The 24,304-nt window shown below is 58.6% G+C and carries 19 protein-coding genes and 2 pseudogenes; 14 read left to right on the top strand and 7 right to left on the bottom strand.

Going from position 1 to position 24,304, the window contains the following annotated elements:
• Positions 1–165: 165 nt before the first annotated feature.
• From G3N94_RS03710 to G3N94_RS03665, 10 genes and pseudogenes are all read left to right on the top strand, one after another.
• Positions 166–417, top strand: a complete 252-nt coding sequence (locus tag G3N94_RS03710) for a hypothetical protein (protein WP_241021552.1) — start codon at positions 166–168, stop codon at positions 415–417.
• 123 nt (positions 418–540) lie between these two features.
• Positions 541–974, top strand: a pseudogene (locus tag G3N94_RS03705) (IS3 family transposase); the annotation flags it as partial.
• A 210-nt stretch (positions 975–1,184) separates the two neighbouring features.
• The gene (locus G3N94_RS03700; RefSeq protein ID WP_241021551.1) at positions 1,185–2,021 is read left to right on the top strand and encodes an enoyl-CoA hydratase/isomerase family protein; all 837 of its coding nucleotides are present in this window, start codon (positions 1,185–1,187) and stop codon (positions 2,019–2,021) included.
• A 1,551-nt stretch (positions 2,022–3,572) separates the two neighbouring features.
• The gene (locus tag G3N94_RS03695; protein ID WP_346778639.1) at positions 3,573–4,859 is read left to right on the top strand and encodes an ABC transporter substrate-binding protein; all 1,287 of its coding nucleotides are present in this window, start codon (positions 3,573–3,575) and stop codon (positions 4,857–4,859) included.
• A gap of 49 nt (positions 4,860–4,908) precedes the next feature.
• The gene (locus G3N94_RS03690) at positions 4,909–5,640 is read left to right on the top strand and encodes an ABC transporter ATP-binding protein (RefSeq protein ID WP_205790734.1); all 732 of its coding nucleotides are present in this window, start codon (positions 4,909–4,911) and stop codon (positions 5,638–5,640) included.
• Positions 5,624–6,325 carry an ABC transporter ATP-binding protein gene (locus G3N94_RS03685; protein WP_346778638.1) on the top strand — a complete coding sequence of 234 codons (702 nt, stop codon included), beginning with the start codon at positions 5,624–5,626 and terminating at the stop codon, positions 6,323–6,325. Before G3N94_RS03690 ends, G3N94_RS03685 begins: the two co-directional genes overlap by 17 nt.
• Positions 6,326–6,329: 4 nt before the next feature.
• On the top strand, positions 6,330–7,202 hold the full coding sequence (locus tag G3N94_RS03680; protein WP_205790733.1) for a branched-chain amino acid ABC transporter permease: 873 nt from the start codon (positions 6,330–6,332) through the stop codon (positions 7,200–7,202).
• 8 nt (positions 7,203–7,210) lie between these two features.
• Positions 7,211–8,260 carry a branched-chain amino acid ABC transporter permease gene (locus G3N94_RS03675; RefSeq protein WP_205790732.1) on the top strand — a complete coding sequence of 350 codons (1,050 nt, stop codon included), beginning with the start codon at positions 7,211–7,213 and terminating at the stop codon, positions 8,258–8,260.
• Between the two features lie 106 nt (positions 8,261–8,366).
• Entirely contained in the window at positions 8,367–9,470 is a 1,104-nt protein-coding gene (locus tag G3N94_RS03670; protein ID WP_205790731.1) for a porin, read from the top strand.
• An 802-nt stretch (positions 9,471–10,272) separates the two neighbouring features.
• On the top strand, positions 10,273–11,184 hold the full coding sequence (locus tag G3N94_RS03665; protein ID WP_205790730.1) for a LysR family transcriptional regulator: 912 nt from the start codon (positions 10,273–10,275) through the stop codon (positions 11,182–11,184).
• 427 nt (positions 11,185–11,611) lie between these two features.
• Here G3N94_RS03665 and G3N94_RS03660 read toward each other — a convergent pair whose 3' ends face one another.
• From G3N94_RS03660 to G3N94_RS03645, 4 genes are all read right to left on the bottom strand, one after another.
• Positions 11,612–12,646 (bottom strand): LLM class flavin-dependent oxidoreductase, encoded by a 1,035-nt coding sequence (locus G3N94_RS03660; RefSeq protein ID WP_205790729.1) that lies wholly within the window; start codon positions 12,644–12,646, stop codon positions 11,612–11,614.
• Positions 12,647–12,737: 91 nt separating this feature from the next.
• Positions 12,738–13,145: a DoxX family protein gene (locus G3N94_RS03655; RefSeq protein ID WP_205790728.1), complete on the bottom strand. Its 408-nt coding sequence runs from the start codon at positions 13,143–13,145 to the stop codon at positions 12,738–12,740.
• Positions 13,146–13,165: 20 nt separating this feature from the next.
• A complete protein-coding gene (locus G3N94_RS03650; RefSeq protein WP_205790727.1) occupies positions 13,166–13,858 on the bottom strand; it encodes a phospholipase in 693 nt (230 codons plus the stop codon).
• On the bottom strand, positions 13,855–14,487 hold the full coding sequence (locus G3N94_RS03645; protein WP_205790726.1) for an NAD(P)-binding domain-containing protein: 633 nt from the start codon (positions 14,485–14,487) through the stop codon (positions 13,855–13,857). The genes G3N94_RS03650 and G3N94_RS03645 overlap by 4 nt, the downstream gene beginning before the upstream one ends.
• Positions 14,488–14,594: 107 nt before the next feature.
• On the opposite strand from G3N94_RS03645, the gene G3N94_RS03640 reads away from it, so the two are divergent.
• Positions 14,595–15,521: a LysR family transcriptional regulator gene (locus G3N94_RS03640; RefSeq protein WP_205790725.1), complete on the top strand. Its 927-nt coding sequence runs from the start codon at positions 14,595–14,597 to the stop codon at positions 15,519–15,521.
• A gap of 326 nt (positions 15,522–15,847) precedes the next feature.
• Here the strand turns inward: G3N94_RS03640 and hchA are convergent, their stop codons facing one another.
• A complete protein-coding gene (gene hchA / locus G3N94_RS03635; RefSeq protein WP_205790724.1) occupies positions 15,848–16,729 on the bottom strand; it encodes a glyoxalase III HchA in 882 nt (293 codons plus the stop codon).
• A 435-nt stretch (positions 16,730–17,164) separates the two neighbouring features.
• On the opposite strand from hchA, the gene G3N94_RS03630 reads away from it, so the two are divergent.
• Positions 17,165–18,832, top strand: coding sequence for a fatty acid--CoA ligase (locus G3N94_RS03630; protein ID WP_205790723.1), 1,668 nt, complete (start codon positions 17,165–17,167; stop codon positions 18,830–18,832).
• 63 nt (positions 18,833–18,895) lie between these two features.
• On the opposite strand, the gene G3N94_RS03625 is transcribed toward G3N94_RS03630, so the two are convergent.
• Positions 18,896–19,315: a nuclear transport factor 2 family protein gene (locus tag G3N94_RS03625; RefSeq protein ID WP_205790722.1), complete on the bottom strand. Its 420-nt coding sequence runs from the start codon at positions 19,313–19,315 to the stop codon at positions 18,896–18,898.
• A 385-nt stretch (positions 19,316–19,700) separates the two neighbouring features.
• On the opposite strand from G3N94_RS03625, the gene G3N94_RS03620 reads away from it, so the two are divergent.
• Entirely contained in the window at positions 19,701–22,475 is a 2,775-nt protein-coding gene (locus G3N94_RS03620; protein ID WP_205790721.1) for a LuxR C-terminal-related transcriptional regulator, read from the top strand.
• Positions 22,476–22,537: 62 nt separating this feature from the next.
• On the opposite strand, the pseudogene G3N94_RS03615 reads toward G3N94_RS03620, so the two are convergent.
• Positions 22,538–23,085: pseudogene (locus G3N94_RS03615) on the bottom strand (substrate-binding domain-containing protein); the annotation flags it as partial.
• A 220-nt stretch (positions 23,086–23,305) separates the two neighbouring features.
• Here G3N94_RS03615 and G3N94_RS03610 point away from each other — a divergent pair.
• The gene (locus tag G3N94_RS03610; RefSeq protein WP_241021557.1) at positions 23,306–24,304 is read left to right on the top strand and encodes an NAD(P)H-quinone oxidoreductase; all 999 of its coding nucleotides are present in this window, start codon (positions 23,306–23,308) and stop codon (positions 24,302–24,304) included.

Raw genomic sequence — 24,304 nt, 5'->3', positions numbered from 1 at the left:
AGATGAAACGGCTGGCCATCGGCGCTTTGCGCCGAATCCAAAAGTTGCCCGCGCTGGTGAAATCCTTCTTTCGCCAACCCGAATGCCAATACGCGGCTATGTGACATTTCTTTCGGAAATCTTAGTATCAACCGTGCGCTGCCAGCTGGGGAGTTGGGGCCATTCGTGGACAAGCTTGCACGACGCATTGCGACCTTTCCCCCTACCACCATCGCCCACCTGAAAACGGCCGTGGATATGGGGTCGGACGTCTCCTTCTCCGAAGGGTTGTTGGTGGAAGCACATGAGGCGGATCTTTGCGTAGCCAACGAAGCGATACAGGCGCGCGTGAAGGCGATACTCCACGCCGGCGCCGAAACCTACGAAGGCGAACTGCGCTTTCCTGAGCTGTCCGCGAAGCTGCCGCCTGCCGATTAAGCGGTCTACCGGTCCTCCGAACGGCGATTACCCACAAGTGCGCGGACACGATATGACTTGAGACATTTCCTGGAGCCATTTGGCAAGTGAGTTCTCTCTTATCCTAAAGGCAGGCCAAACTCGCTGAAGAAGCGATTTACCGACGAGCAGATGATCCGGACCTTGCGCGAGGCCGAGAGCGTGCGCGAGCAGGTGCAGGTCTATGTAAGCGCCATGAGCGCCTGATCGCTGGGAAAATGCTGATGATCGACGGTTTGAGGGAACTCAGCCGAAAAAATGAGTACCCCGACGAGCCGGTGCGAGGCGCCGGAAGCCACGACTCGGCGGGGCCTCCGCGACGCAACGCATGTCGCTATTTGGGGCTGAGCCGCCGGGTAGCAACCTATAAGCTCAAGCGTCAGTTGAATGATCGAAGCCTTGGAAAGCAACTGATTGCGGCCACTCAGAACGTGCCGCGCCTCGGTTACCGCCGGATGGCAGCGTGGCTGACGTTGAGCGAATCGCGTGTGCGACTAAGATGGCGCGCCCTGCAACTAAGCGATTCACGGCCGCGTCCTTGACGATGTCGTTGTGGACCGACTACGCCTGCCATGCGCCATGCCGCCTAATTAGATACGCACACTCGCGATGCCGTACAGGTACTTTCAGAGAGATGACGCTAAGATGGTACTCACGACAGAAATCGATATCGGAAATTGTCCTGTGATGAAGTGATCATTATTGGAAATGTTTAATTTTTATTAAACTAAAATAGATGGAGAATGACCATGAAATATGATGACTATAAATGCTTCCAGTTCAAGTTTGATCGCGGTGTCGCTTTCGTTGTCATGAACTATCCTCCTTTTAATCTTCTTGATGAGATTTTTTCTGAGGAATTTGATCGACTCGGCCGAGAGTTGGAGGCTGACAATGCGGTCAGGGTAATTGTCGTTCAGAGTGCACTGCCGGAATTTTTTATTGCACATTCTGGTCTCGCACGCGTCGCCGCCGCGTCGACTAATGTCTCGTCGACACGCAGCTTCCGCATGACACAGTCTATTGGTGAACGATTTCGCAATATGCAAAAAGTAACCATTGCCAGGGTCGAGGGTCGCGCCCGTGGGGGTGGTAGCGAGATCGCATTGGCGTGCGACATGTGTTTTGCAGAACGAGATAAAGCTATTTTCGGTCACCCTGAGGCTGGGATAGGGCTTGTACCGGGAGGTGGATCAACCCAACGACTTCCGCGACTGATGGGGCGCAGCCGTGCACTTGAAATATTACTCGGCTGTCAGGATGTCTCGGCGGAAATGGCGGAACGGTACGGCTATATCAATCGAGCACTCCCAAGTGATGAGCTCACGCAGGTCGTCGACGAACTGGCTTATAGGATCGCGGGTTTTCCGATTCATACGCTCGGTCACATCAAACGCGCGGTTGACCGGGGGGCGTATGAGCAACTCTCCGAGGGGCTCCTGGTTGAAGCTTACGAAGCCGATCTTTGTGTCGCGAACCCTATCACGCAGGCTCGTGTAAAGCTTGCAATCCAAAGCGGCTTCGAAACATATCAGCAGGAACTTGATTTGGACGAGTTGATCGGCCGGCTTCCATCTGCCAAGTAAGTGACGCATTGAATCGAAAACTCGCCCCGCTGACTCGGCCGGCGTCATGTGTGCATGAGGCTGAATTTTGCTTATCGTTCAGCTGCAGAGACCCAGCGAAACCTGCACAGGTTAAGCGGCTAAAGCGAATGCTCCAGGCGGCGTTTTCATCTTCAGCGCCTGGTGGGGCCGTCGATGGTTGTAGACCTGGACTCAGTCGGCGACGCGGCTGGCGTGCTGCAGCGTCTCATAGCGGTGATGATGCGCGCATTGCTCCTTTAGCATGCGAATCACGCGCTCAACCATTCCGTTCCGGGCAATGCGGCGTGATGAACTCCTGGCGCAGGCCATAGCTGCGCACCAACGCCGTTTAGTCTCGGCTCATGAAGACAAGCCCGTTGTCACTTCTCAGCGGGAACGGATTCGGCACCCGTCCAAGCGTGCCGAACCGGGCGATCAGAGCATGCTCCAATGCGCTCGAAGCCGTGCTGGCCTTACCGCTGCGAGACAGGTGCCAGCCTGGCAATTCCCGCGTGTGGAGTCGATCACCAATGCCAGCGTCGCCCAACCGTCACGGCCAGCCCAGACGCGGCACATATCTGTCGACCTGCGCTCGTACTGCTCCTTCACGTCCTGCGGGTTCGCTCACAGCGCGTTCTCCATGTGCCAGCACACTCTTGCGCTTGGCCGTCCATCTTTGTGCTCATCGTCATTTCGGCCATTATGGTGTGAGCAGGAAATCGCTGGGTCATTGCACTTCTCCGACCGGGCAGCGCGCTTCGGATTGTGAATTGTCCGGTGAATTGACGCGATGGAAAGGCATGGAGTGATCCGATATGCGTTGATAATTGAGATAAAAGTCTTGCTTTGAGAGATTTTTCGAAGCGGCCACGCCTCTAATTTGTATAGAACGTACGGTCGACGAATATGTGTCGCTGCGGCAGATCCGTCTTCGCATATCCGGTCGTGGCCTGGGTCGACACATGGCCGAGCGAATCCGCGCACAGGCTGCGGGACATTATGTGCGTTGATTTCGTTTATCAAATTGTTTTTATATTTCATGGATCCGTTATGGACGGCGATGGAAGTCAGTAGGCTTGCCTCCGAGGCAGCGGTTCTCCGCTAACCCTATTTTTAAACATCCTGCTAATGCGAGCCAGCGTGGCATTGGCCGCAGCAGTGTTCACGAGCCAGCCCGGCCACGTCCTCAGGGCGCTGTGTGTCGTCGATAACTCATGCGTATCAACTGATTGTCAAACGGCATTGGACTGGCGCATCGGAGCACGCATATTCTTGCTGCACCCGACGCAGATCCGGCTCGGTGCACGACAACATGTTGTCGTGCCGACATGAATTCGGAGCCTAAACAAGACATTTGACGATGCACGCCGGCTGATCTGCACTCCGACAATCTTTGTCAATCACAACGCACATGGGCGATGCCGATTCAAAAAATTCCGGGTTCGTCGGGATGCGTTGAAGTATCAATGCGTTGGGCGGGTGATGAATAAATATTAATATTAATTAAGAGCCGCTGAAGTGGTCAACATCATGATGCAATAGGAGACAGTTGTGGATTTCTTCAATGATCAATCCGTCGACGCCCGTCGTCGTGCAATGATTCGTGCCGCCGCCGGTGGCGCGGCGCTGGCGACGCTTCCGGTCCGCGCATGGTCCGCGCTGGCGCGGCAGATCAGAATCGGTTTTGTCAGCCCACAGACCGGTCCATTGGCAGCATTTTCCGAACCAGACGATTTCACGATCGAACAGATTCGTCAGGCATTGCGGGCAGGCATCAAGGTTGCGGGGAGAACATATCCGGTCGAGATCATCTACAAGGATTCTCAGTCAAATTCGAGCAGGGCGGCTGATGTTACCAATGAGCTGATTCTGAACGACAAGGTGGATCTGGTCGTGGCGGCGTCGACACCGGCGACCACCAATCCCGTTGCCGACCAGTGCGAGCTGAACGGCGTGCCTTGCATTACAACGGACACGCCATGGCAAGCTCATTTCTTCGGTCGCGGTGGCAGTCCGAAAAAAGGATTTGACTGGACATACCACTTTTTCTGGGGACTGGAAGACATCGTCGGAACCTTCACGAGCATGTGGGCACAGATTCCAACCAGCAAGGTCGTCGGTGCCCTCTGGCCCAACGATTCGGACGGCAACATATGGGGGGACGCGCAAAAAGGGTTTCCGCCGATCCTGGCTCGCAAGGGTTTCACACTGGTGGACAAGGGACGTTTCCATTTGCCGTCCGACAATTTTTCCGCATACATTGCTGATTTCAAGCGGCGCGATGCGGCGATCGTCACCGGCGTCATTCCGCCGCCGGATTTCGCGAATTTCTGGTCGCAAGCGGGGCAGCAGGGCTATCGCCCGAAGGTGGTGACCGTCGCGAAGGCATGCGAGTTTCCAGCTGTCATCCAGTCGTTCGGCGAGCGGGCCGCGGGCCTGTCGGTCGAGGTCTGGTGGTCTCCTGACCATCCGTTCAGATCGAGCTTGACGGGCGTCAACTGCCAGCAGCTCGCTCAGTCGTATAGCCAGAAGACGGGGCACTCGTGGTGTATGCCGCTGGGCTTCAAGCACGCACTGTTCGAAGTTGCCATCGACGCGCTGCGCCGATCGGCCGACCTTACGCCGGAAGCGATTCGCAATGCGATACGCGAGACGAATCTGTCGACCATTGTGGGGCAAGTCAACTTCCGTGCAGGCCCGATCCAGAATATCGCGAAGACACCGCTCGCGGGCGGGCAATGGAAGAAGCGTAAAAAAGGATTCGAATTGACTCTGGTCGACAACAGCCAGGCACCAATGATTCCGATCCACGATCGGCTCGAACCTATTCCTGCATGATTGGACGCGGCTGAACGTTTGAATTTTCCTTCGGGTACAGCGACGTATCATGGAAATAATGTCTTTACTTGGCGTATCGAAGTCATTTGGGTCGATACGCGTTGCCGACGAATTGAATTTATCCGTGAAAAGGGGGGAGGCACTCGGCGTAATCGGGCCTAACGGCGCTGGCAAGACCAGCATGTTCAATCTCATCACGGGGATCGTCGAGGCGGACAACGGCGCGATCACCTTTGATGGCAAGGAAATTTCTTCATTGCCGCCTCATATTCGTTGCCGTGCCGGTATCGCGCGCTCGTATCAGGTTCCCCGGCCGTTTTTCGAAATGACAGTCTTCGAAAACGTGCTCGTGGGCGCGACCTTCGGCGGGGAGCGCGATACGACGTCCGCCGTGGACTGTTCCGTTCGAGTTCTCGAGAAGACTGGATTGTTGAGCAAAGCGAACAGACTGGCCGGCACGTTGCCGCTGCTGGACAGAAAGCGACTCGAACTCGCGAGAGCATTGGCGACCGATCCGGCGTTGCTTCTGCTGGACGAGATTGCTGGTGGCCTGACCGAGCAGGAGATCGGCGAACTGATCGAGATGATTCACACGCTCCGCACGACAGGTATTTCGATCATCTGGATCGAGCACATCATGCATGCGTTGCTGGCCGTGGTCGATCGTATTGCCGTATTGAATCTGGGGGCCGTCATCCTGGAGGGATCGCCTCGGGACGTGATGTCCAGCGAAGTAGTCAAGGAGATCTATTTAGGAGGTGGGCGTGAGCAGGATTCTTGAGGTCAGCGGAGTCGATACCCGCTACGGCGACTTTCAAGCGCTCTTCGGCATCGATTTCGAATTGAGTCATGGCGAGATTGTCGCGCTCGTCGGCTCGAACGGCGCGGGTAAGTCCACCTTTCTGTCAACGGTTTCTGGCCTGATGAAGCCCTCATCCGGCAACATTTGCATGAATGGAGAGGACGTTACCGGCGAGCCCGCGTACAGGATGGTCGCCCGTGGGCTGTCGATGGTTCCGGAAGGACGCCGTCTCTTTCCCAGCCTCAGCATCGAAGAGAATCTTCGCGTCGGAGCGTCTTCCGGGCGGGAAGGGCACTGGTCGCTAAAAAGGCTCTATGCGCTCTTCCCGATCCTGGAGGAAAAGCGCCAGGTGCCGGCAACGATGCTTTCGGGCGGTCAGCAGCAGATGGTTTCAATCGGCCGAGCGTTGATGGCGAATCCGAGCGTATTGCTTTGCGACGAAATTTCGCTGGGTCTTTCGCCGGCCGCAATCCGGGATATCTATGCCGTATTGCCGGCCATTCGCGAAGAGGGCACAGCGATCGTGGTGGTCGAGCAGGATATCGACCACGCGATCAGGCTTGTTGACCGGCTGGTCTGCTTTCAGGAGGGGCGCGTGACATTGAGCGGGGCGCCGGCCCAGCTCACGCGCGACCAAATCTCACTTGCTTACTTCGGTGTTTAGTGCCATGTCTGACTGGATCAACGCATTTCTAAATGGCTTGTTGTTGGGTGGGTTGTATGCGCTGTTCGCGACAGGTTTGTCGCTCTCGTTCGGCATCATGCGGATTGTCAATATCGCGCATGGGGACCTCGCCATTCTGGGCGCGTTCTTGGCGTTTTCCGTCGCCGGCGCGCTACGGATGAATCCGTGGGCCGCCGCCGTGCTGTGTGTCGCGATGATGTTCGTGGTCGGCTACGCGATGCAGCGGATCCTTCTGGAGAAAGCCCTCGACAAGGGTATCCTGCCGCCGCTGCTCGTCACCTTTGGCTTGTCTATCGTGCTGCAGAACGGATTGCAGGAAGTATATTCGGCCGATCCCCGTGGCTTCGACGTCGGCGCGCTGTCGACCGCAAGCATCCCGTTGACGGCCGACTTGGCGGTTGGCGTGTTACCGACATTGACGATGGCGATTGCTGTCGCCGTGTTGGTTTTCCTGCAAGCGTTGTTTACGTATACGCCGATCGGGCGCGCATTTCGCGCCACTTCGGACGATGCCGATGCCGCGCAATTGGTCGGGCTGAATCATCGGCGTATTTACGGGATCGCGATGGGGCTGGCGGTGGCTGTCGCTGCGGTGGCCGGTGTATTTCTCGCGGTTCGCGCGAACGTCAGTCCCACCGAAGGACAGACACGACTCCTTTACGCCTTCGAGGCCGTGATCATCGGCGGTTTGGGATCGATATGGGGCACGCTAGCCGGCGGCACGATCCTCGGCATCGCACAATCGATCGGAATGAAAGTCGACCCCGGATGGGGGACGCTCGCTGGGCACTTGATATTTCTGGCGGTGCTGGTTGCTCGCCCGAACGGCCTGTTTCCCCGGACTCGAGATCGCTGAGGCGCGCTGTGGAACATTTCATCGTTGAACGCCATACCCGGCTGAGTCGGATTGGGCAAGTGGCAGGATTGATCGGCGTGTGTGCAATCGTTGCGATGCCGTGGTGGTCGGGACGTCAGGGGCAGCACCTGATGGCGCAAATACTGTACACGATAGCGCTTGCGCAGATGTGGAATCTGCTCGCCGGTTATGGCGGAATCATCTCGATAGGACAACAGATTTACGTTGGGTTGGGCGCCTACTGTCTCGTGGTCCTTGGCCTGGGCGCCGGCATCAATCCGTTCCTGGTCATTCCGATAGCCGGCATTGTCTGCGCGGTACTCGCGATCCCGCTGGCCGCGCTGCTGTTCCGGCTCAAGGGGGCGCATCTCGCGGTCGGAACGTGGGTTGTGTCGGAAGTGTTTCGCCTGCTGGTCTCAAACACCGAAGCATTGGGCGGCGGCTCCGGGTTGTCCGTCGCCGCGACGATGCGGGGGATGCCGACCTGGTGGAGAGAATCGGTGACCTTGTGGGTCGCAGCAATCCTCGGCATAGGCGCATGTGCCATGGTATATGCCGTCCTTCGCTCGCGTTATGGATTGGCGCTGACTGCGGTCCGGGACAATGAGGTTGCCGCGCGCAGTCTTGGCGTACCGACCGGGAAAATAAAATGGGTCGTCTACATCGGTTCGGCTGCCGGATGTGGAATGCTGGGCGCGCTGATCTTCGTCACGAAGCTGCGCGTTTCGCCGGATGCGGCATTCTCGATCGACTGGAGCACCCTGATGCTGTTCACCGTAGTGATCGGCGGGATAGGAACGATTGAAGGACCGATCGTCGGGGCGCTGGTGTATTTTGTCTTGCGGCAGTCATTGGGAGACCTGGGAGTCTGGTATCAGATAGTCATGGGCGTGCTCGCTATCGTTTTCATGATCTGGTGTTCGAAAGGGATCTGGGGGCGTTGTGCTTCCGGGCGAAACATGTCGATTTTCCCAACTCGAACGCGTATCGTGGTCGATCCGGTTCGGAGTCAAGTGGCAGGCCCGGAGGCGAAGATGAACTCGATGGAGGCGCCGTGACGCTGGAGAGGTGAAGTGACATAGTGTGATGAAAGATCCATGTTATTGAAATCAATATCAAAATTAGTTAGGCATGCATATTAGTGCGATGATGAAGGAGGTCTTGATGAATAATGTGAAGGTAAGTATTTTTGCGGTGGCAGCGGCAATTCCCGCAATCTCTTCTGCACAAAGCAGTGTTTCGATATCTGGTCTGATCGATGCAGGGGTGTCGTATGTGAGCAATCAGCACGGCGGATCGAGCATCATGTTCGACAGTGGTATTCTTTCGCCGAGCTTGCTGATGCTGAAAGGAACGGAGGATCTCGGCGGGGGCAGTAAGGCAATTTTCGAACTGACGTCGCAGTTCGATATCGGATCGGGAAAAACGATTCCGGCATCGGGGTCGATCTTCGATCGTACTGCGCTGGTCGGAATCACAAACGATCGCTATGGAAGCATTACACTTGGCGATCAATACGAGTTCATGTTCGACTCCCTGACAGTGGGAAATTTTGATGGAGCGTTCCTGTTCGGAGGGTTGTACGATTTCAGGCAAGGTCCGTTTTCGAAACTTGGTATTCCGAATAATCCGACGGGGTCGTTCGACTTCGACAGAATGGCGGGCGGGACCCGTGTTGCGAATTCGGTCAAATATCGGAGTCCGGTCCTGGGTGGCGTTAGCTTCGGCGCGATGTATGGGCTTGGCGGGAAACCTGGCGCGTTTTCCGCGAACTCGACGGTCAGTGCCGGCCTGAACTACGAGCAGGGTCCGCTTGGGCTTGGCGCTGCGTACACAAGTGAACGCTATCAGGATCTTGGGAACGGAAACGATTCGATCAGGAATTTCGGCTTCGGCGCACACTACGCGTTCGGACCTGTCCTCGGGATGCTGCTATATACCAATACGAAGAACACGGCGTCGAATGCGGGGATCAATGTCTACAAGGCCGGCGCCCAATGGCAGGTTTCAGCGCCCTGGGTCGTCGGGTTGGACTACACGTTCATGAAAGGCAATGACGTCCTGTCCAACAACAAGGCACATCAGATTTCCGCAGCCGTTCAGTACCTGTTTTCGAAGAGAACGTTGGCATACGTCGAACTCGTCCATCAGCGCGCAAGTGGCGACAGTAACGCCGGCGCGTGGATCAATGGACTGTTTCAGACTGGCAGCGGGTCGAGCACCGGTGTACAGACGATTGTCAGATTGGCTCTCCAGACGAAATTCTAAATTCCACCGGGAACGGACGCGAAGCCGTCCCGTTGCAGTGTGCGTTTGATATCCTGATCTGCATATCAGCGAGGATCCAACGCGACGGAGAGAGCGGTCCAGCGCACGCGGATCAGTCTGACCTCGGATGGAAAATGCGTGCGCTCGATCGCGACGGGTCCGCGTATTTGCGCTGACTCGACAGGGTGAGCGAGAGATGCGTCGATATCGCGACGCTGATCGTGCGTTGCCAGCCTCTCGCCTCGAACCGAGGCGGAAGGGATAGGGCCATCGCTGGACTGTGAAAGTTGGATCGGTTTGGAGTCCTGGCCGAAGAAACGTATGGTGGCGCAACGAAGTATGACGTTCGCATTTTTGTGGACTGACTTCGGTGCCGGCCCGTGTGTGGTCAGAAAGCCTGTACGTTTCGACGAACGGTCGAAATGTACAGGCATGCGCCGGGGCGCGGGCCGGCAGCGAGCCTGTCATCGTTTGCGGCGACACGACGAGAGCCGGATCCGGCTGAACATTCGAGCGACAACGTGGCCCACGCAGATATAGCAGTGTTTCATCGTCGAAGGAGCGCAGGCCATTGTCGGCACGGGCAATTCTCTGTATGACAGTGGGGGAATCGTAACTGTTTCCCGCGTCGATGACATTCAAACACGCGTGTTCGATAAACGCTCCGGCGGGCCGGATACCAGGCGGTTGATCAGGTTCAACAGGATGGGGTGTGTCGTAGGCATCCGCAGTCTGAACTGCGTCGAACCTTGCCGCTGGTCGATGCCGGAACATGTTGGAGATGACTTTGGAACTGAGACACTTGAAATATTTCGTTGCAGTCGCCGAAGAACTGAATTTTCATCGTGCTGCGCGGCGTCTTCATCTTTCCCAGCCTGCGCTCAGCCGGCAGATACAGCAACTCGAGGACGAAATCGGCGTCCCGCTCTTTCAGCGGTCGGCGAAGCGAATCGATTTGACGACTGCAGGCCTGACGCTCCAGAGTCACGCGTACACCATTCTGGCGCATGTCCGAAAAGCGGAAGAGCAATCAAGATCGGTCGGGAAGGGAGAGGCCGGGTATCTTGCAATCGGTTTCTTCGGTTCGGCGATCTTCGACGTGATACCGAAACTATTGCTCGAATACGGACGACAACATCCAAACGTCAAACTGCAATTGTTCCCGATGTCAAAGGAAGCGCAAATTCAAGCACTTCGCGACAGGGAACTGACGATCGGATTCAATCGAATGGTTCCGCCACAAGCGGATATCGTTCAGCGGGTCGTTCTGACAGAGGGCATGATGGTTGCCATGCCGAATGCTCACCCATTGGCCAACCAAAAGCGTGTCGACTGCTACGAAGTATTGAATGAGCCCATGGTGCTCTATCCACGTTGGACCACGCCCGGACTGGGGACGCGGGTATATGAAATTTTCGACGCGTATGACGCGCAACCCAACGTGGTTCAGGAGGTAACGGACGTTGCGACTGCAATGGCACTTGTAGCGGGTGGATTCGGGTTGAGTATCGTTCCGCAATCTGCGTCGCATCTGAGGCTACCGGGTATCGTCTATCGTCCGTTGATTGCCAAGGTGGCCGCGAACATCGAACTCGTTTGCATTTATCGAAAGGACGATCACTCGCCTATCTTGCGGTCTTTTCTTGACGTCCTCCAAATCTTCACGTCGCGCGACGGTGAAATAGCAGAACGGCCTTTGACGCAGAGTGCATGACGTCTTGTGCGTACCGGTCACCCGACGGATGCACGCCAGATTTGCGCGGGGCGTATGAGATCCCGGTGATCTGCTAAGAATTCCAGAGTGTAGATGAGTGCCGTGTTTTGGAGGAAATTTTCCGGATATGAATGGAAGGTGGGCGACGTGCTCAAACTCGGTGTAAGGCTCTTGACCGGGCAGAGGGCGCAGCTTTGACGGTTCAGACTATTTTTTTGACGACGGCACTTCTTGATGTGCGTCCGAATCATGAACGAAGCGCCATTTGGACCGATCGTGCTCTCTAATCGGGTTGACGTGCAGGATCGAGTGATTGACGAGTCTAGCCGCTCGTCGTATGAGCTCGCTCGTACAAGTTCGCCACCTTGGCAAACTGCGGTCATCGTATTCTTACCAACTACCTGGCGCCGCAGTGACCGTTTGACTTTCAACAGCCTGCCAGTGCGCGCCGTACTGCAGGTACGACGTCGCCCGCGAACAGTTCGATCGTATTTCGGACCACGTCGGGAGGTAGGCCGCCGATATCGAGTTGGGCCATATAGCGTTGGTGGCCGAAAAGCTCGTGCTCGTAAAGGATCTTGTCGACGATCTCTTGCACGCTGCCGACAAAGAGCGCTCCGTGCGGTCCGGTGAGCGTGTCATATTCATCCTGCGTGAGCGAGCGATTGCGATAAACGTGGGGCAGGTTGAACCGGAAGTAGTCGCGATAGTAGGGAAAAAAAGTGTCGCGTGCACGGGTGCCGTCGCGCTGCACGTGAAAATGCCCGGAAATTGCAACGGCGAGATTGGCGGCGGGGTGTCTCGCCGCCCGGCCTGTCTCTCGATACAGTTCAACGAAGGGTTTGAATTGCTCGGGACGCCCGCTGATGTTGGCGAGGTTCAAAGGCAGGCCAAGCGTGCCGGCACGGACCGCGCTGGCGGGCGTCCCTCCCGCGGCAATCCACAGCGGCAAGGTGTTCGCCAGAGGTCGCGGCACGATCCGTGCATCGCGCAAAGGTGCGCGATGCCGTCCTTGCCATGTCACGTGAGGAGCGGTGTTCAGCGCGACGAGCAGATCGAGCTTCTCCTCGAACAGCTCGTCGTAGTCGTCGAGCCGGTAGCCGAACAACGGGAACGATTCGATGTAGGCGCCGCGACCGACCAGAAGCTCTGCTCGTCCGTTCGAAATCAGATCGACTGTTGAGAATTGCTGGTACAGACGCACGGGATCGTCCGAGCTCAGGATGCTTACCGCACTTGTCAGGCGGATGCGGCGCGTAACGGCCGCAATTGCGGCAAGCACGGTCGCTGGCGACGACACTGCGAAGTCGTCACGGTGATGTTCGCCGACACCGAAGATGTCAAGACCGGCGTCGTCGGCCAAGCGGGCCGCGTCGATGATTTCGGCCAAGCGGCGGCGGGCATGGGCGGGGCTGCGCTCGTCGGGGGCGAGATCGCCGAAGGTGTAGAGGCCGAATTCCATGATGTGAGGGTGAGTACGAGCGGGTCCGGTGGCCGGCTTGCTCAAACCGCGGACGGCGTAGCTGATGATTGGCAGAGGACCGTACGAGCGGTCAAAAGGGCAGCTTGGGGGTCGGTTTGACGGCATAGGCGCCGTCGCCAAGCAGGGCGATCACGGCGGCCGCGATGGCCAGGAATACCGGGTACTCCCAGCCACCATGCGGATTGGTGAACATCCAGCCGTTGCCGAAGTGCACGGTCGACGCGACAAACAGCTCAGCGGCGGCAACCACAGCGACGATCCGGGCGTAGATGCCCAGTAACAGCAAGATGCCGGCACCGATCTCGAACAGAATGATCGGCCATGCGAACCAGCCGGGGAATCCGACGGATGCGAAGAATTGCGTGATACCAGCCGGCGTGAACACGAGCAGTTTGGTCAGGCCGTGGGCAATGAACATCGTGCCGAGCGCAACGCGCATCAGCAGTGCTGCATAGGGAGCAGTGCGGGAGTCGGTCATGGTGTTCTCCATATTGAAGATCAGGCGAGGGAAAGACATGCGTTCAACCAAGCATTGAAATCGCCAATGGTTTCAGGCGTCAGTTGGTGTCCGGTCGGATAAATTTCCGTCTGGTGCGGAATTCCGAGGCTTGTCAATTTCGCGCTGGCGCGCTCGGCCCACGCAACGGGCAACTTATCGTCGTATTGTCCGTGGGCAATGAATGCCGATAGCGTAGAGAGCGCATCCGAGGTCGAGATCCGCTCGTCGAGTTCCGGCAATATTCGTCCGCTAAGGATCGCGAAACCTTTTACATCCGACGGCGATGTCAGCGCGGTACTCGCGCTCATGATCCCACCCTGACTGAAACCTGCGATGACAGTCGGTAGCGGGGAGGAGCCGTCGTTCTCTCGGAGTACACGGGTCAATACCTGCAGCTTTTCCCGGCTGCTCTCGGCCTGCTGTGCGTCGATGACCGGGCCCTGTCGATCGAAGCGCACCTGAAACCACGCGAATTGCTGAGGGCCGATCGCAACCGGCGCACGCACAAAGACGATTTCGACGCGCGGATCGAGCAGTGCGGCGAGTTGCACAAGATTTGTTTCGTTGCCACCGACGCCGTGCAGCAGTATGAGCCGTGCAACGGCGGACGAACTCCGCTGCACATAGTATGCGAGCCCGGACTCCGGATCATAGGTGAGCGCGCGTGGTGCGTCATGATGGGTGTGGTTCATGATTTGGCAATCCAGGCGGGGGCGATCTCGGTACCCATGCCAGCGCCGTATCCAAAGTAGATGTTCAAGCCGGCGAGCGGTTCGAGGTAACGCGCGTTTCTCAGCGATCCGGCATCGACGGCGAGGAAGCCGATACTCTCGATCAGCATTTTGACCGTGTCTTTGGCCAGTTCGTCGTCAGCGGCGAAGAACACCGAGCCACGTTGACCGTCGGCAAACAATGCGCCATCAGAGAGGACTTGCGCGAAGATCGTATTGAATGCTTTGACGACATGGGCGTTCGGTATAGCGCGTGCAATTTCCTCCGCACCCGACGTGTTGTGTCCGATGGTGAGGCTCATGTAGTCCGTCGTCAGTGGATTGGTGATGTCGATGACAATCTTGCTGTTCAGGTCGCCAACTGCGCGCAAGGCGGACACCGCGTCGGCATAGCTCGTGGCAACAATGACGACGTCGCTTTCTCTGGCCGCGTCGAACGCCTCGACCGCTACCGTGCTCGGATGTGCGTTGGCCAGCAAGCGTGCCTTGGCGAGATTTCGCCCGACGACCTGTACCGAATGCCCCGCTCGTGCAAGCTGCGTAACGAGAGCGGAACCCATATTGCCGGTGCCTAAGACGGTGATTTTCATGTTTTCCTCGAGTGAAGGTTTGTTCGCAAGACTTCACTATATTGACGCCATGGGTAGCGATAAATCGCTACCATTGGGATTGATTGTTCCGATTTGCGAGACGATAAATGGACCGTAGTCTGGAAATGTCGGTGTTCGTAGCAGTGGTTGAGGCCGGGAGCTTTGTAGGTGCGGCAGAAGGGCTACGCATGTCTAAGGCAGCGGTCTCGCGTCATGTCGACGCGCTCGAGAGCCGTCTGGGAAGTCGCCTGTTGCAACGCACGACGCGCCGCCTGTCGCTCACTGAGGAGGGGCGGCTGTTTCATCAGCGAGCCAAGGACATACTGAGCGCGATGAACGATGCGGAGGCTGAGGTGAGTTCCAGAACACATCAACCCGGCGGCGTTGTTCGGATCAATGTGCCGCTGAGCTTTGGCATTACACATCTCGCACCGCTGTGGGGGCGATTCATGGCTTTGTACCCACAGATCGATCTCGACATCGTGCTGAATGATCGCGTTGTCGACCTGGTCGACGAGGGCTACGATCTCGCGGTCCGGATCAGCGCATTGCCGGACTCGTCGCTGGTCAGCCGCAAGCTGGCTGCCACCCGGATGGTGGTTTGCGCGTCGCCTGGCTATCTGCAGCGGTACGGCGTGCCGTCGCATCCGGCGGAATTGGCTGAGCATCGTGTGCTCGCTTATACCTATCTTGCAGGTCGCGACGAATGGCAATTCCAGGGGCCCGACGGAGAGATTACTGTGCGAACCAGGGCACGCGTCTATTCAAGTAACGGCGACACGTGTCGCGCGATCGCGCTGGACGATGGAGGCATCATTCTGCAGCCGAGTTTCATGATCGATGAAGATTTACGCGCCGGACGCCTGTCGCGGCTGATGCCTGAATTTCAAGCCATCGAACTTGGAATCTACGCTGTCTATCCAACGCGCAAACAACTTCCGTTCAAGGTGCGTTGTTTGATCGATTTTCTGGTCGATGCGTTTCGCGATCCTCCGTGGAACGCTATTGATTCCGGAGCAGTCTCCGATGTGTGAAACGTACAGTCCGTGCCTGGGCGGTAGCGGTGGAATTTGCGCTTCGCTGTCAAATCCCGTCGCTATCGAAAAACGGAGATACGCTTCAACAGAATTGTGGCGACCCGCATGGGGAAAATGAAAGCAGCAGACTCGCCTGGAATGCGTCGTGAAGTTGTCTTCGTCTGTCTCAGTTCGACCGCGTTCGTGACCGATCGGTGCATGCATCAACGGCAATGGAGTGCACTGATCCGCGCCCAACGCGTTGTTTGCCGCATAGTATCGAGCGATCGCATATGCATCGGCGACATATGTCGCCGATGCACCGGAATGACGATCGCTTGACGTCAATTCTCCACTTCTTTCAGAAGGGCTGAAGCTGCGAGCTTGCCGATGTTGTTCGACGCGAGCGGGCTGTCACCCGTGATTAGTTTCCGATCCTGATGGCAACGGCCCGTCATGTCCTTGTTCAGCACCTTGACGCCGAGTTTTTCCAGGCTTTCGGCAACAAGCCAAGGCAGAGGGCCGGGCATATAGCCGATGTCGAGGTTTGGGCCTTTGTCGAGTGCGTCCGGGAAGACGCAAATCTCATAGCCCTTGAACGCGTAATTTATCGGATCCTCGTCGACAGCCGAAGCCAGCAGGCACGATGGACCATGGCACAGCGTGATGATGTGCCTGTCGTTGTCGAGCGCCCACTGCAGCGTCTGCTTCGTTTCCTTGCTATGCGGAATGCCGGCCAGCACGCCGTGGCCGCCCGGAATGAACACGGCGATGTAAGGCGAATCCGGGCCGAGATCCATTTCCAGCACGTCGGACAGCTTGAGCGGAGTTTTGAGCTTCGGCAGATATTTCCGGTACGTGCTCTGGACGGCCTCGTCATCACCCGGCATCGCCCACAGTTCCAGCTTGGCGGGATTGCCGGATAGCGTGGCGATGTCAATCTCGAAGCCGGCCTTGTCCAGGTGATACATGGGCAGCAGCATTTCGACCGGATGATTACCGGTCGAGAACATCTTGCCGTTTGTCATCAGGACATAGCGCTCGTCGGTAGCGATCATCAAGACCTTCCACTTGCCACCCTTGTAAGGATTCGGGTAGTCCGCGCCGTCGAAGTCGGTTTTCGACGACGTGTACTGCGACAGCGAGTACGGGGAAGGGAAGTAGGCGTTGTTCTCCGCGGGATCGGGCGTGGGCGTCTTGTCCGTTTGCTGCTGTTCAGAAGTCATGACTGCTCCTTTCTCGGGGACGGGTTCAGTGATCTGCGAGAACTTGACGGCCGGACAGCGCGCATCGTCAGTGCACGAATTCGAACCGACACGGAAGACTCGCTTTAAGCATTGGTAAATAACGATGGGTATCCCGTCACGCAGAATAGGCCATCGGCGAAATCTTACAATGCTGTTCGACGTTGAATGCCCCCCCGATCAGGTGGGTTCGCGGGAGGTGGTAGCGGTCGAAATTTGAGCGCCCGAGCGTCGACCGTATTGCCGATGCATCGCAACGTGACGGGAAGTCCCCCCAAACAAGGGGGGTGTTCGAAGCATGCCGGTTCGGTATCTTGACCCTCATCGCGGCCGTCGCATGCGAACGTCGCCGGCCGCCCGCACGAATGAATATGGCGGGCCGGTGTCGCGCCTCATTGGCTGCTCACGGAGACTTTCATGAACCCGTCGTATTCACACTCGCCGAACGAACCGACACCGTCCGCATACGCGTATCCGCTCCTGATCAAGCAATTACTTCATACGCCGCTCGCGACACGACCGGAGCAGGAGATCGTCTACGGAGATCAGGTCCGGCACGATTACTGGACATTCCGGCATCGCATCGGGCAGCTCGCGAGCGGATTGTCGTCGATCGGAGTCGGCGCCGGAGATACCGTAGCCGTGTTGGATTGGGACAGCCATCGCTATCTCGAATGCTACTTCGCGATTCCGATGATGGGCGCGACTTTGATGACCGCCAATGTCCGGCTGTCGCCCGACCAGCTTCTGTACACCCTGAATCATTCAGGCGCGCAGGTCGTACTCGTCCATCGCGACTTCCTGCCGATGCTCGCTGGCATACGCGACCGGCTCGATACCGTGCGGCAATTCGTGTTGATCGGCGACGGTTCGGAAACCGACATTCCCGATGGCTTTGTCGACGAGTACGAGCGTTTGATCGCCGTGAGTCCGCCGGATTTCGTGTTTGCGGATTTCGACGAGTGCACGCGCGCAACGACGTTCTATACGACGGGCACGACCGGGTTGCCGAAAGGTGTCGCGTTCAGCCACCGGCAGCTTGTGCTGCACACGCTTGCGGGAATGGCCGCGCTTTCGAGCGCGCGCGAATGCGGACGCGTACATCGCGACGATGTGTACATGCCGATCACACCGATGTTTCACGTGCATGCGTGGGGGATGCCGTACATCGCGACCGCGCTCGGGCTCAAGCAGGTCTATCCGGGACGCTATTCGCCGGACGGGTTGCTCGCGCTGATCGCACGTGAATCGGTTACGTTCTCGCATTGCGTGCCGACCCTGCTCGCAATGATTCTGGATTGCTCTGCTTCGGCGACGGTCGACCTGTCATCATGGAAGGTGATCGTCGGCGGTTCACCCCTACCGGAGGGGCTCGCGCGTGCGGCGCTTGCGCGCGGCATCGACGTGTACACCGGCTACGGCATGTCGGAAACGTGCCCGCTAATGACGATCGCGCAGGTCGATGCCCCACTGTCGCGCCCCGCCAAGCCGTCTGACGACAGTGTCGCGCGCCGGACGCGAACGGGCTCTCCGCTGCCGCTCGTCGATTTGCGCATCGTCGACGAGAATCTGCGCGACGTGCCGCACGATGGCCGGTCGGCAGGAGAGGTCGTCGTACGCATGCCGTGGGCCACGCGAGGGTATCTCGGCGAGCCGGTTGCGTCGGAGGCCCTGTGGGCGGGCGGCTATCTGCATACGAACGACATCGGGGTGATCGATTCTGACGGCCGGTTGCAGATCACCGATCGAATCAAGGACGTCATCAAGACGGGGGGCGAGTGGGTGTCGTCGCTTGAACTCGAGGACATCCTGTCTCGACATCCCGCAGTACGGGAATCCGCGGTGATTGGCGTGAAGGACGCGAAGTGGGGCGAGCGGCCGCTCGCGCTTGTTGTACTGTCCGACGAATATGTCGGGCGAGTCGACGCCGCCGAATTGCGGGCACACGTCAAGCAGGTGGCCGATCGTGGACTGATTTCCCGATACGCGGTGCCGGAAAGACTGCTCATTGTCGATGCAATCGAAAAGACGAGCGTCGGGAAAATCAACAAGCGCGTATTGCGCGAGCGTTATCACGCTGTTTGATCCTCAGGATTGTCCAGCTGCCCGCCGTATCGACGCAAGCGGGCAGCCGTTGGCCGCGTATTGTTATCCGAGCGTCGTTTTGCCGAGGTCTTCGAAGAGCTTGACGTTGTCCCAATAGGCGGCGAGCCGCGCGATACGGCCACCGGCGTCGAACTCGAAGACGAATGCGTGCCTGAGGGAGAATGATTTCCCTCGATTTTGGACGCCGAGGAATGCCTGTGCTTGGCTACCGTCGATTGTGACCTCAGCAGTCGCGTAGCGGCCGGCGCTATCCGCGTGGAGTGTGTCGATCTCATTGGACAGGTTCGGAAAGGCCCCGAGAAGCGCTATCCAGATTGCCTTGCCTTGTGTGGCCGCGGAACCGGTCACACCAATCGGCACATAGTCGATGGTGGCGTCGGGGGCAAAGAGGGAGAGCATCCCCTCGATGTCGTGTTGCCGATAGCGATCAAAAAAGGCTTCGGCGATTTCTCGACAATTCATGACGGCTCCAGAACGGTAGAGACATGTCGACGGCTTTGGGCGAAGGGGACGCTCGGCGGCCGAATCACCGGCCGGCGAACAAACCATGGTGCCGCTGGATCAGAATGAAATGTCTTGGCCAGTTAAGGTAGCCCCCCGAATGGGGGGCTGAACATCGCACTGCTGATCGAGAACAATGCCAATCCTTTGTGTTCGACCGGTGCGGGTAGCAACTCCGGCACTGAGCCGGTACGAACATCACCTACTTTTGACGGTTGACGTCGCGTAGCTATGCTGTCTTTAACGCACCGCGGAGCCCGAAAAAGTATCGGGGGAGGCGGCACGCAGATCTTGTGCCTACGCGGGCAGACGAGCGGACAGACAGCACTGGGAGTACGGGATAGGGATGACGGCCACGGACAGTAGACAATCCGCCGAGCCTGCGGACACCGACGAGATTGAAGTGCTGGTGCGCACCAAATTGGTGCCGGCGTCGGCGCGTGAAATTGTGCCGCGCGTTGACCGGTTCGGGCGGCTCAGACGCGGCCTAGACCGCAGGGTAACGCTCGTGTGCGCACCGGCCGGCTACGGGAAGACAACACTGCTAGCGGAGTGGCGCAACGCACTCATAGCGGCGAATGTCAAGGTTGCGTGGGTGAGTCTCGATCAGGACGACGACAACGTGTCGATCTTTTCGTCATATATCGTCGCTGCCGTCGCCGGAGCCACCGGCGGCGTGGGCGCCCGTGCTCAGCGATTGCTCCGCGACCGCGGGCTCATTCCGCTGAAGATCGTGTTCGATGAGTTGCTCAACGAACTTGAAACCGCGGGCGTCGAAATATTCCTGATGCTCGACGATTTTGACCGTCTCGCGTCGCGGGTCATTCACGATGCGATGTTCGAGTTGCTGCGCTACGCGCCGTCTAACCTGCACGTCGTCCTGGCGTGCCGCTCCACACCGGCGTTGCCGCTCAGCTATTTCGAGTCGCGCGACGAACTCGTCAGGGTGGACGCGGACGATCTGCGTTTCGACGAAGCGGAAACCCGGTCGTTCTTCGACCGGGTCGCAGGCAAGCAGCTCAATGTGGAGAGTGTCGAGCGCCTTCGCAACGCGACCGATGGCTGGGTGTCTGGCTTGCAGTTGGCCGCGCTTGCTCTCCGCGACGACAGCGATGCCGCGCACGTAGCCGAACAGGTGAGCCATGCGCGCGCCGGGATAGCCACCTACCTGAATGAGAATGTCATGACGCGCGTGCCGGAAGCGATTTGCCACTTCCTGCTGTGCACGTCGGTACTGGAGCGGATGACCCCCTCGCTGTGCAACGCACTCACAGGTCACAACGATGCTGCGGATTGCCTCGAATGGCTGAGCGCACATAACCTCTTCATTAAATCGGTCGACGGAGGCCGCCAGAGCTATCGGTATCACGCACTGTTTTCGCAGTATCTGCGCGAGGAGTTGACGCTGCGCAATCCCGACACGATCGCCGTCCTCCATCGTCGCGCGAGCGAATGGTATGCGGGTGAACGTCAATGGCCGGATGCAGTTCGGCATGCACTCACGGCGGGCGATTTCGACACAGCGGCCGCGTGGGTTGAAGCGTGCGCGATGAAGCTCATCGCATCCAGCGATGTGCGTACCGTGCTTGATTGGGTGTCCCGCCTGCCTGAATCGGCGTTGGCCGGACGCTTGCGGTTGAGGATTGCGCACGCTTGGGCGCTCGCACTGTCAATGCGGATGGTTGACGCACGTCGCACGCTGGAGGCGATCGAAGCCGACGTGAGCGCGCGACGCATCGACATGGACGCTGTCACGGCAACCGAACTGCTCGCGGTGCACGCGTTGATCGTCAGCCTTTCGGACAGGAGCGTCGAGGCGTTGCAGCTCGGTGAGCGAGTGCTGGCGGCCGGACCAAAGTCGGGTTCGTGGATCGAGCAGATCGGTCAGACCACGCTGATCTTCGGGCTCGGCTACGCGGGGCGCATCGACGACGTGATGAACCTCAAGGTCCGCGCGGAACGCACCGCGTCCGGCAACGAGCCGCTCTACGCGAACATCTACCGGCAGAATATGTCCGGTCTCGCGGAATTCGTCGCCGGCCGCCTGCATGACGCGTCGAAGACATTTGAGTCGGCTCTACGGTTCGCAGAGCAGTCGGCTGGCCGGCTCTCGGCGGCGACAGCTTTGTCGGCCGGTTATCTATCGGCTATCTATTACGAGTGGAACGATTGGTCAAAGGTCCGTGAAGCCCAGCGCGATCGTTTCGAGATCGCGATGCAGGCATGCTCTCTTGGACCGTTGCTGCGGTTCATGCAGGCAGCCGCACTGCTGGAGTTTCAGTCCGGTAATGAGGCACGTGCCCACGAAATTCTTGACGATGCCGATCACATTGCATGCAGCCGCCAATGGTTGAGGCTGCGCGTCGCATGCATGTCGACCAGCATCAGGCTCTACTTGTGCGATGGGAGGCTGACGCAGGCCAACCGGTTCGGAAAAGCGCTCGCGGCGCTGGTGCCTGTCACGCCGCCGGATGAGGCGTCGAGTTACGTCGAGACGTGGCAAATGGCGCAATCGGCGCGGGCGCGGCTGTTGCTCGCGGACGGCCGCGCGGACGAAGCCGTGCAGGTGATCGCAATTGTGCACGACGTATTGGCCGCGCGTGGTTTTGACTGGTTCACCGCGCAGGCCGCCACGTTGCGTGCGGTAGCGCTCGAGCAGGCCGGCCGTGAGGACGCCGCGCTCGATGTGCTCGCGGAAGCGCTCGAGTATGGCCAGGGAAACGGATTGGTTCGTACGTTCGTTGACGAAGGCCCGACTGTGGAGCGTATGGTAGCTCGCGCGTTGAAGCATGCGGATCGTTTGCCGGCTGTCAACGCGTGGTATTTGCGAGAACTCGCGCGCGCGTTCGACGCGGATCGAGCTTCGAGCGCGGTCCCTGCAGCGCGGTCCGGACCTGCAGCTACGCCTGGCAATTTGAGTGCGCGCGAGGCCGAGATCCTCGACTACGTCGCACAGGGATTGTCTAACAAGGAAATCGCACGCGCGCTCCGCGTTGCACCGGAGACGATCAAATGGCATCTGAAGAACATCTTCGAGAAGCTCAATGTCACGTCGCGCATCCAGGCCGTGCGCAGTGGGCTGGCGCTTGATCCGTCGCGTTCGCGGAACGCAGACGAGTGAACGGCCTATAGACGACGTTCCGCACGGTCGCTTCCTTCAAAAAAACGTCCATTACGGCACGTTCACCTATGCGCAGCGAACGCGAACCCAATTTCGTCGATCGTTGCGCAGATGCGCACGGTATGGTGCAAGTCGCGACGCGTGACGAGCCAGACCTCGTACTGAGATTGCCGGCCCCGCTCGGGCCAGATGCGGGTGAGTCCGTCGCGCTCGCCCATGTGCACGGGAGTCTCGCCAATACCGAGACCCGATCTCGGCGCGGCGCGCATTATCAGGTTCGAATTCACGCGCGCGACGATGCGCCCGGCATCGATCGGGGCGCCGGCGAAGGTTGGGTTCCGGCTCGCGTCGATGTTTGGCCGGTAGACGACGAGGTCGTGGCCCGCGAATGCGTCGCCGTGCGTCGGCTCAGGTAGTCATGCGATGCGAACAGGCCCATGTCCCAGCGTACGAGGCGGCGGGCGACCAGATCGGGATTCTCAGGCCGATCCGTGCGGATCGCGATGTCTGCTTCGCGCTTCGCGAGATTCAGGATCTGCGTCGACGTGTTCAGCGCAATGGGCACATCGGGATGTTTCGCGTGCAACCGTGCGATCGACGGCGTCACAAATATACGCGTGCGTCGTCCCGGTTCGTCGCTTGTCCAGACTGATGCATTTTTGCATTCCTCGATCGGCAATTCGCTGCGTGCCCGCGAGCGTCGTTGCCAATAGACTGCCTTCACACACATTGCGATGCCGCGACTTGGGGATGGCCCGCGAGTCATCCGAGCATCGAAAAACGTTGAGGATCATATCGTGATTGATGACGTGCAAACCCTCCCGACCGACATGACCGCGATCGAAATCGTGCGTCCCGGCGGCCCCGAAGTTCTCGTGCCGACGACGCGTCCCGTGCCGTCGCCGCGTCACGACGAAGTCCTGATCCGCATTCACGCGGCAGGCGTGAACGGCCCGGACGTGTTTCAGCGCAAGGGGCTGTACGATCCGCCTCCCGGTGCGTCCGACATTCCGGGCCTCGAGATCGCCGGCGACGTCGTCGCAGTCGGGCGCGACGTCACACGGTTCGTCATTGGCGACCGCGTTTGCGCGCTGATTCCGGGCGGCGGCTACGCGGAATATGCGGTGGCGAACGAGAGCAATACGCTCGCGATTCCCGAAGGCCTCGACATGACGGAGGCAGCGGCGATGCCCGAAACGTTCATGACGGTCTGGCTGAACCTGTTCCAGCGAGGCGGGTTTGCTGCCGGCGACAGCGTGCTGATTCATGGCGGCGCGTCGGGGATCGGTACGACGGCGACGATGCTGGCGAGAGCGTTCGGTGCGTCGAAGATCGTCACGACCGTCGGTTCGGACGAGCAGCGAGAAGCGAGCCAGCGTCTCGGTGCGGATCTCGCGATCGACTACCGTAACGAGGATTTCGTTGAAGCCGTCGGGCGCTTCACGGACGGCAAGGGCGTCGACGTAATCGTCGACATCATTGCGGGAGACTACGTCGCACGCAACTACGCTGCGGCTGCGATGAACGGACGAATCGTCCAGATTGGCGTGATCAACGGGCCCGCGAAGGAGCTCGATCTGTTCCCGATGCTGACGAAGCGGCTGACACACATTGGATCCACGCTGCGCTCTCGAACCTACGTGGAGAAAGCGCAGATCATTCGCGAGCTGGAGGAAGCCGTGTGGCCGCTGATCCGGCAAGGCGCGGTCAAGCCTCAGGTATACCGGAAGTTCGATCTTCACGATGCACGCGCGGCGCACGAGCTGATGGATTCCGGCCGCCATATCGGCAAGATCGTGCTCCGCACGTCGGTTGCGGAAAATGACTGA

Origin of the sequence: Burkholderia sp. Ac-20353 (assembly GCF_017104785.1) — a bacterium.
Taxonomy (GTDB): domain Bacteria; phylum Pseudomonadota; class Gammaproteobacteria; order Burkholderiales; family Burkholderiaceae; genus Burkholderia.
This window is presented reverse-complemented; position numbering and strand designations above follow the sequence as displayed.

Excerpts from the sequence above, each read along its gene's own strand:
- G3N94_RS03650 (WP_205790727.1), bottom strand. The coding sequence starts at position 13,858 with ATGAACCACACCCATCATGACGCACCACGCGCGCTCACCTATGATCCG.
- G3N94_RS03620 (WP_205790721.1), top strand. The coding sequence starts at position 19,701 with ATGACGGCCACGGACAGTAGACAATCCGCCGAGCCTGCGGACACCGAC.
- G3N94_RS03680 (WP_205790733.1), top strand. The coding sequence starts at position 6,330 with ATGTCTGACTGGATCAACGCATTTCTAAATGGCTTGTTGTTGGGTGGG.
- G3N94_RS03670 (WP_205790731.1), top strand. The coding sequence starts at position 8,367 with ATGAATAATGTGAAGGTAAGTATTTTTGCGGTGGCAGCGGCAATTCCC.
- G3N94_RS03630 (WP_205790723.1), top strand. The coding sequence starts at position 17,165 with ATGAACCCGTCGTATTCACACTCGCCGAACGAACCGACACCGTCCGCA.
- G3N94_RS03690 (WP_205790734.1), top strand. The coding sequence starts at position 4,909 with ATGGAAATAATGTCTTTACTTGGCGTATCGAAGTCATTTGGGTCGATA.
- G3N94_RS03700 (WP_241021551.1), top strand. The coding sequence starts at position 1,185 with ATGAAATATGATGACTATAAATGCTTCCAGTTCAAGTTTGATCGCGGT.
- G3N94_RS03640 (WP_205790725.1), top strand. The coding sequence starts at position 14,595 with ATGGACCGTAGTCTGGAAATGTCGGTGTTCGTAGCAGTGGTTGAGGCC.
- G3N94_RS03625 (WP_205790722.1), bottom strand. The coding sequence starts at position 19,315 with ATGAATTGTCGAGAAATCGCCGAAGCCTTTTTTGATCGCTATCGGCAA.
- G3N94_RS03655 (WP_205790728.1), bottom strand. The coding sequence starts at position 13,145 with ATGACCGACTCCCGCACTGCTCCCTATGCAGCACTGCTGATGCGCGTT.
- G3N94_RS03645 (WP_205790726.1), bottom strand. The coding sequence starts at position 14,487 with ATGAAAATCACCGTCTTAGGCACCGGCAATATGGGTTCCGCTCTCGTT.
- hchA (WP_205790724.1), bottom strand. The coding sequence starts at position 16,729 with ATGACTTCTGAACAGCAGCAAACGGACAAGACGCCCACGCCCGATCCC.
- G3N94_RS03660 (WP_205790729.1), bottom strand. The coding sequence starts at position 12,646 with ATGGAATTCGGCCTCTACACCTTCGGCGATCTCGCCCCCGACGAGCGC.
- G3N94_RS03610 (WP_241021557.1), top strand. The coding sequence starts at position 23,306 with ATGACCGCGATCGAAATCGTGCGTCCCGGCGGCCCCGAAGTTCTCGTG.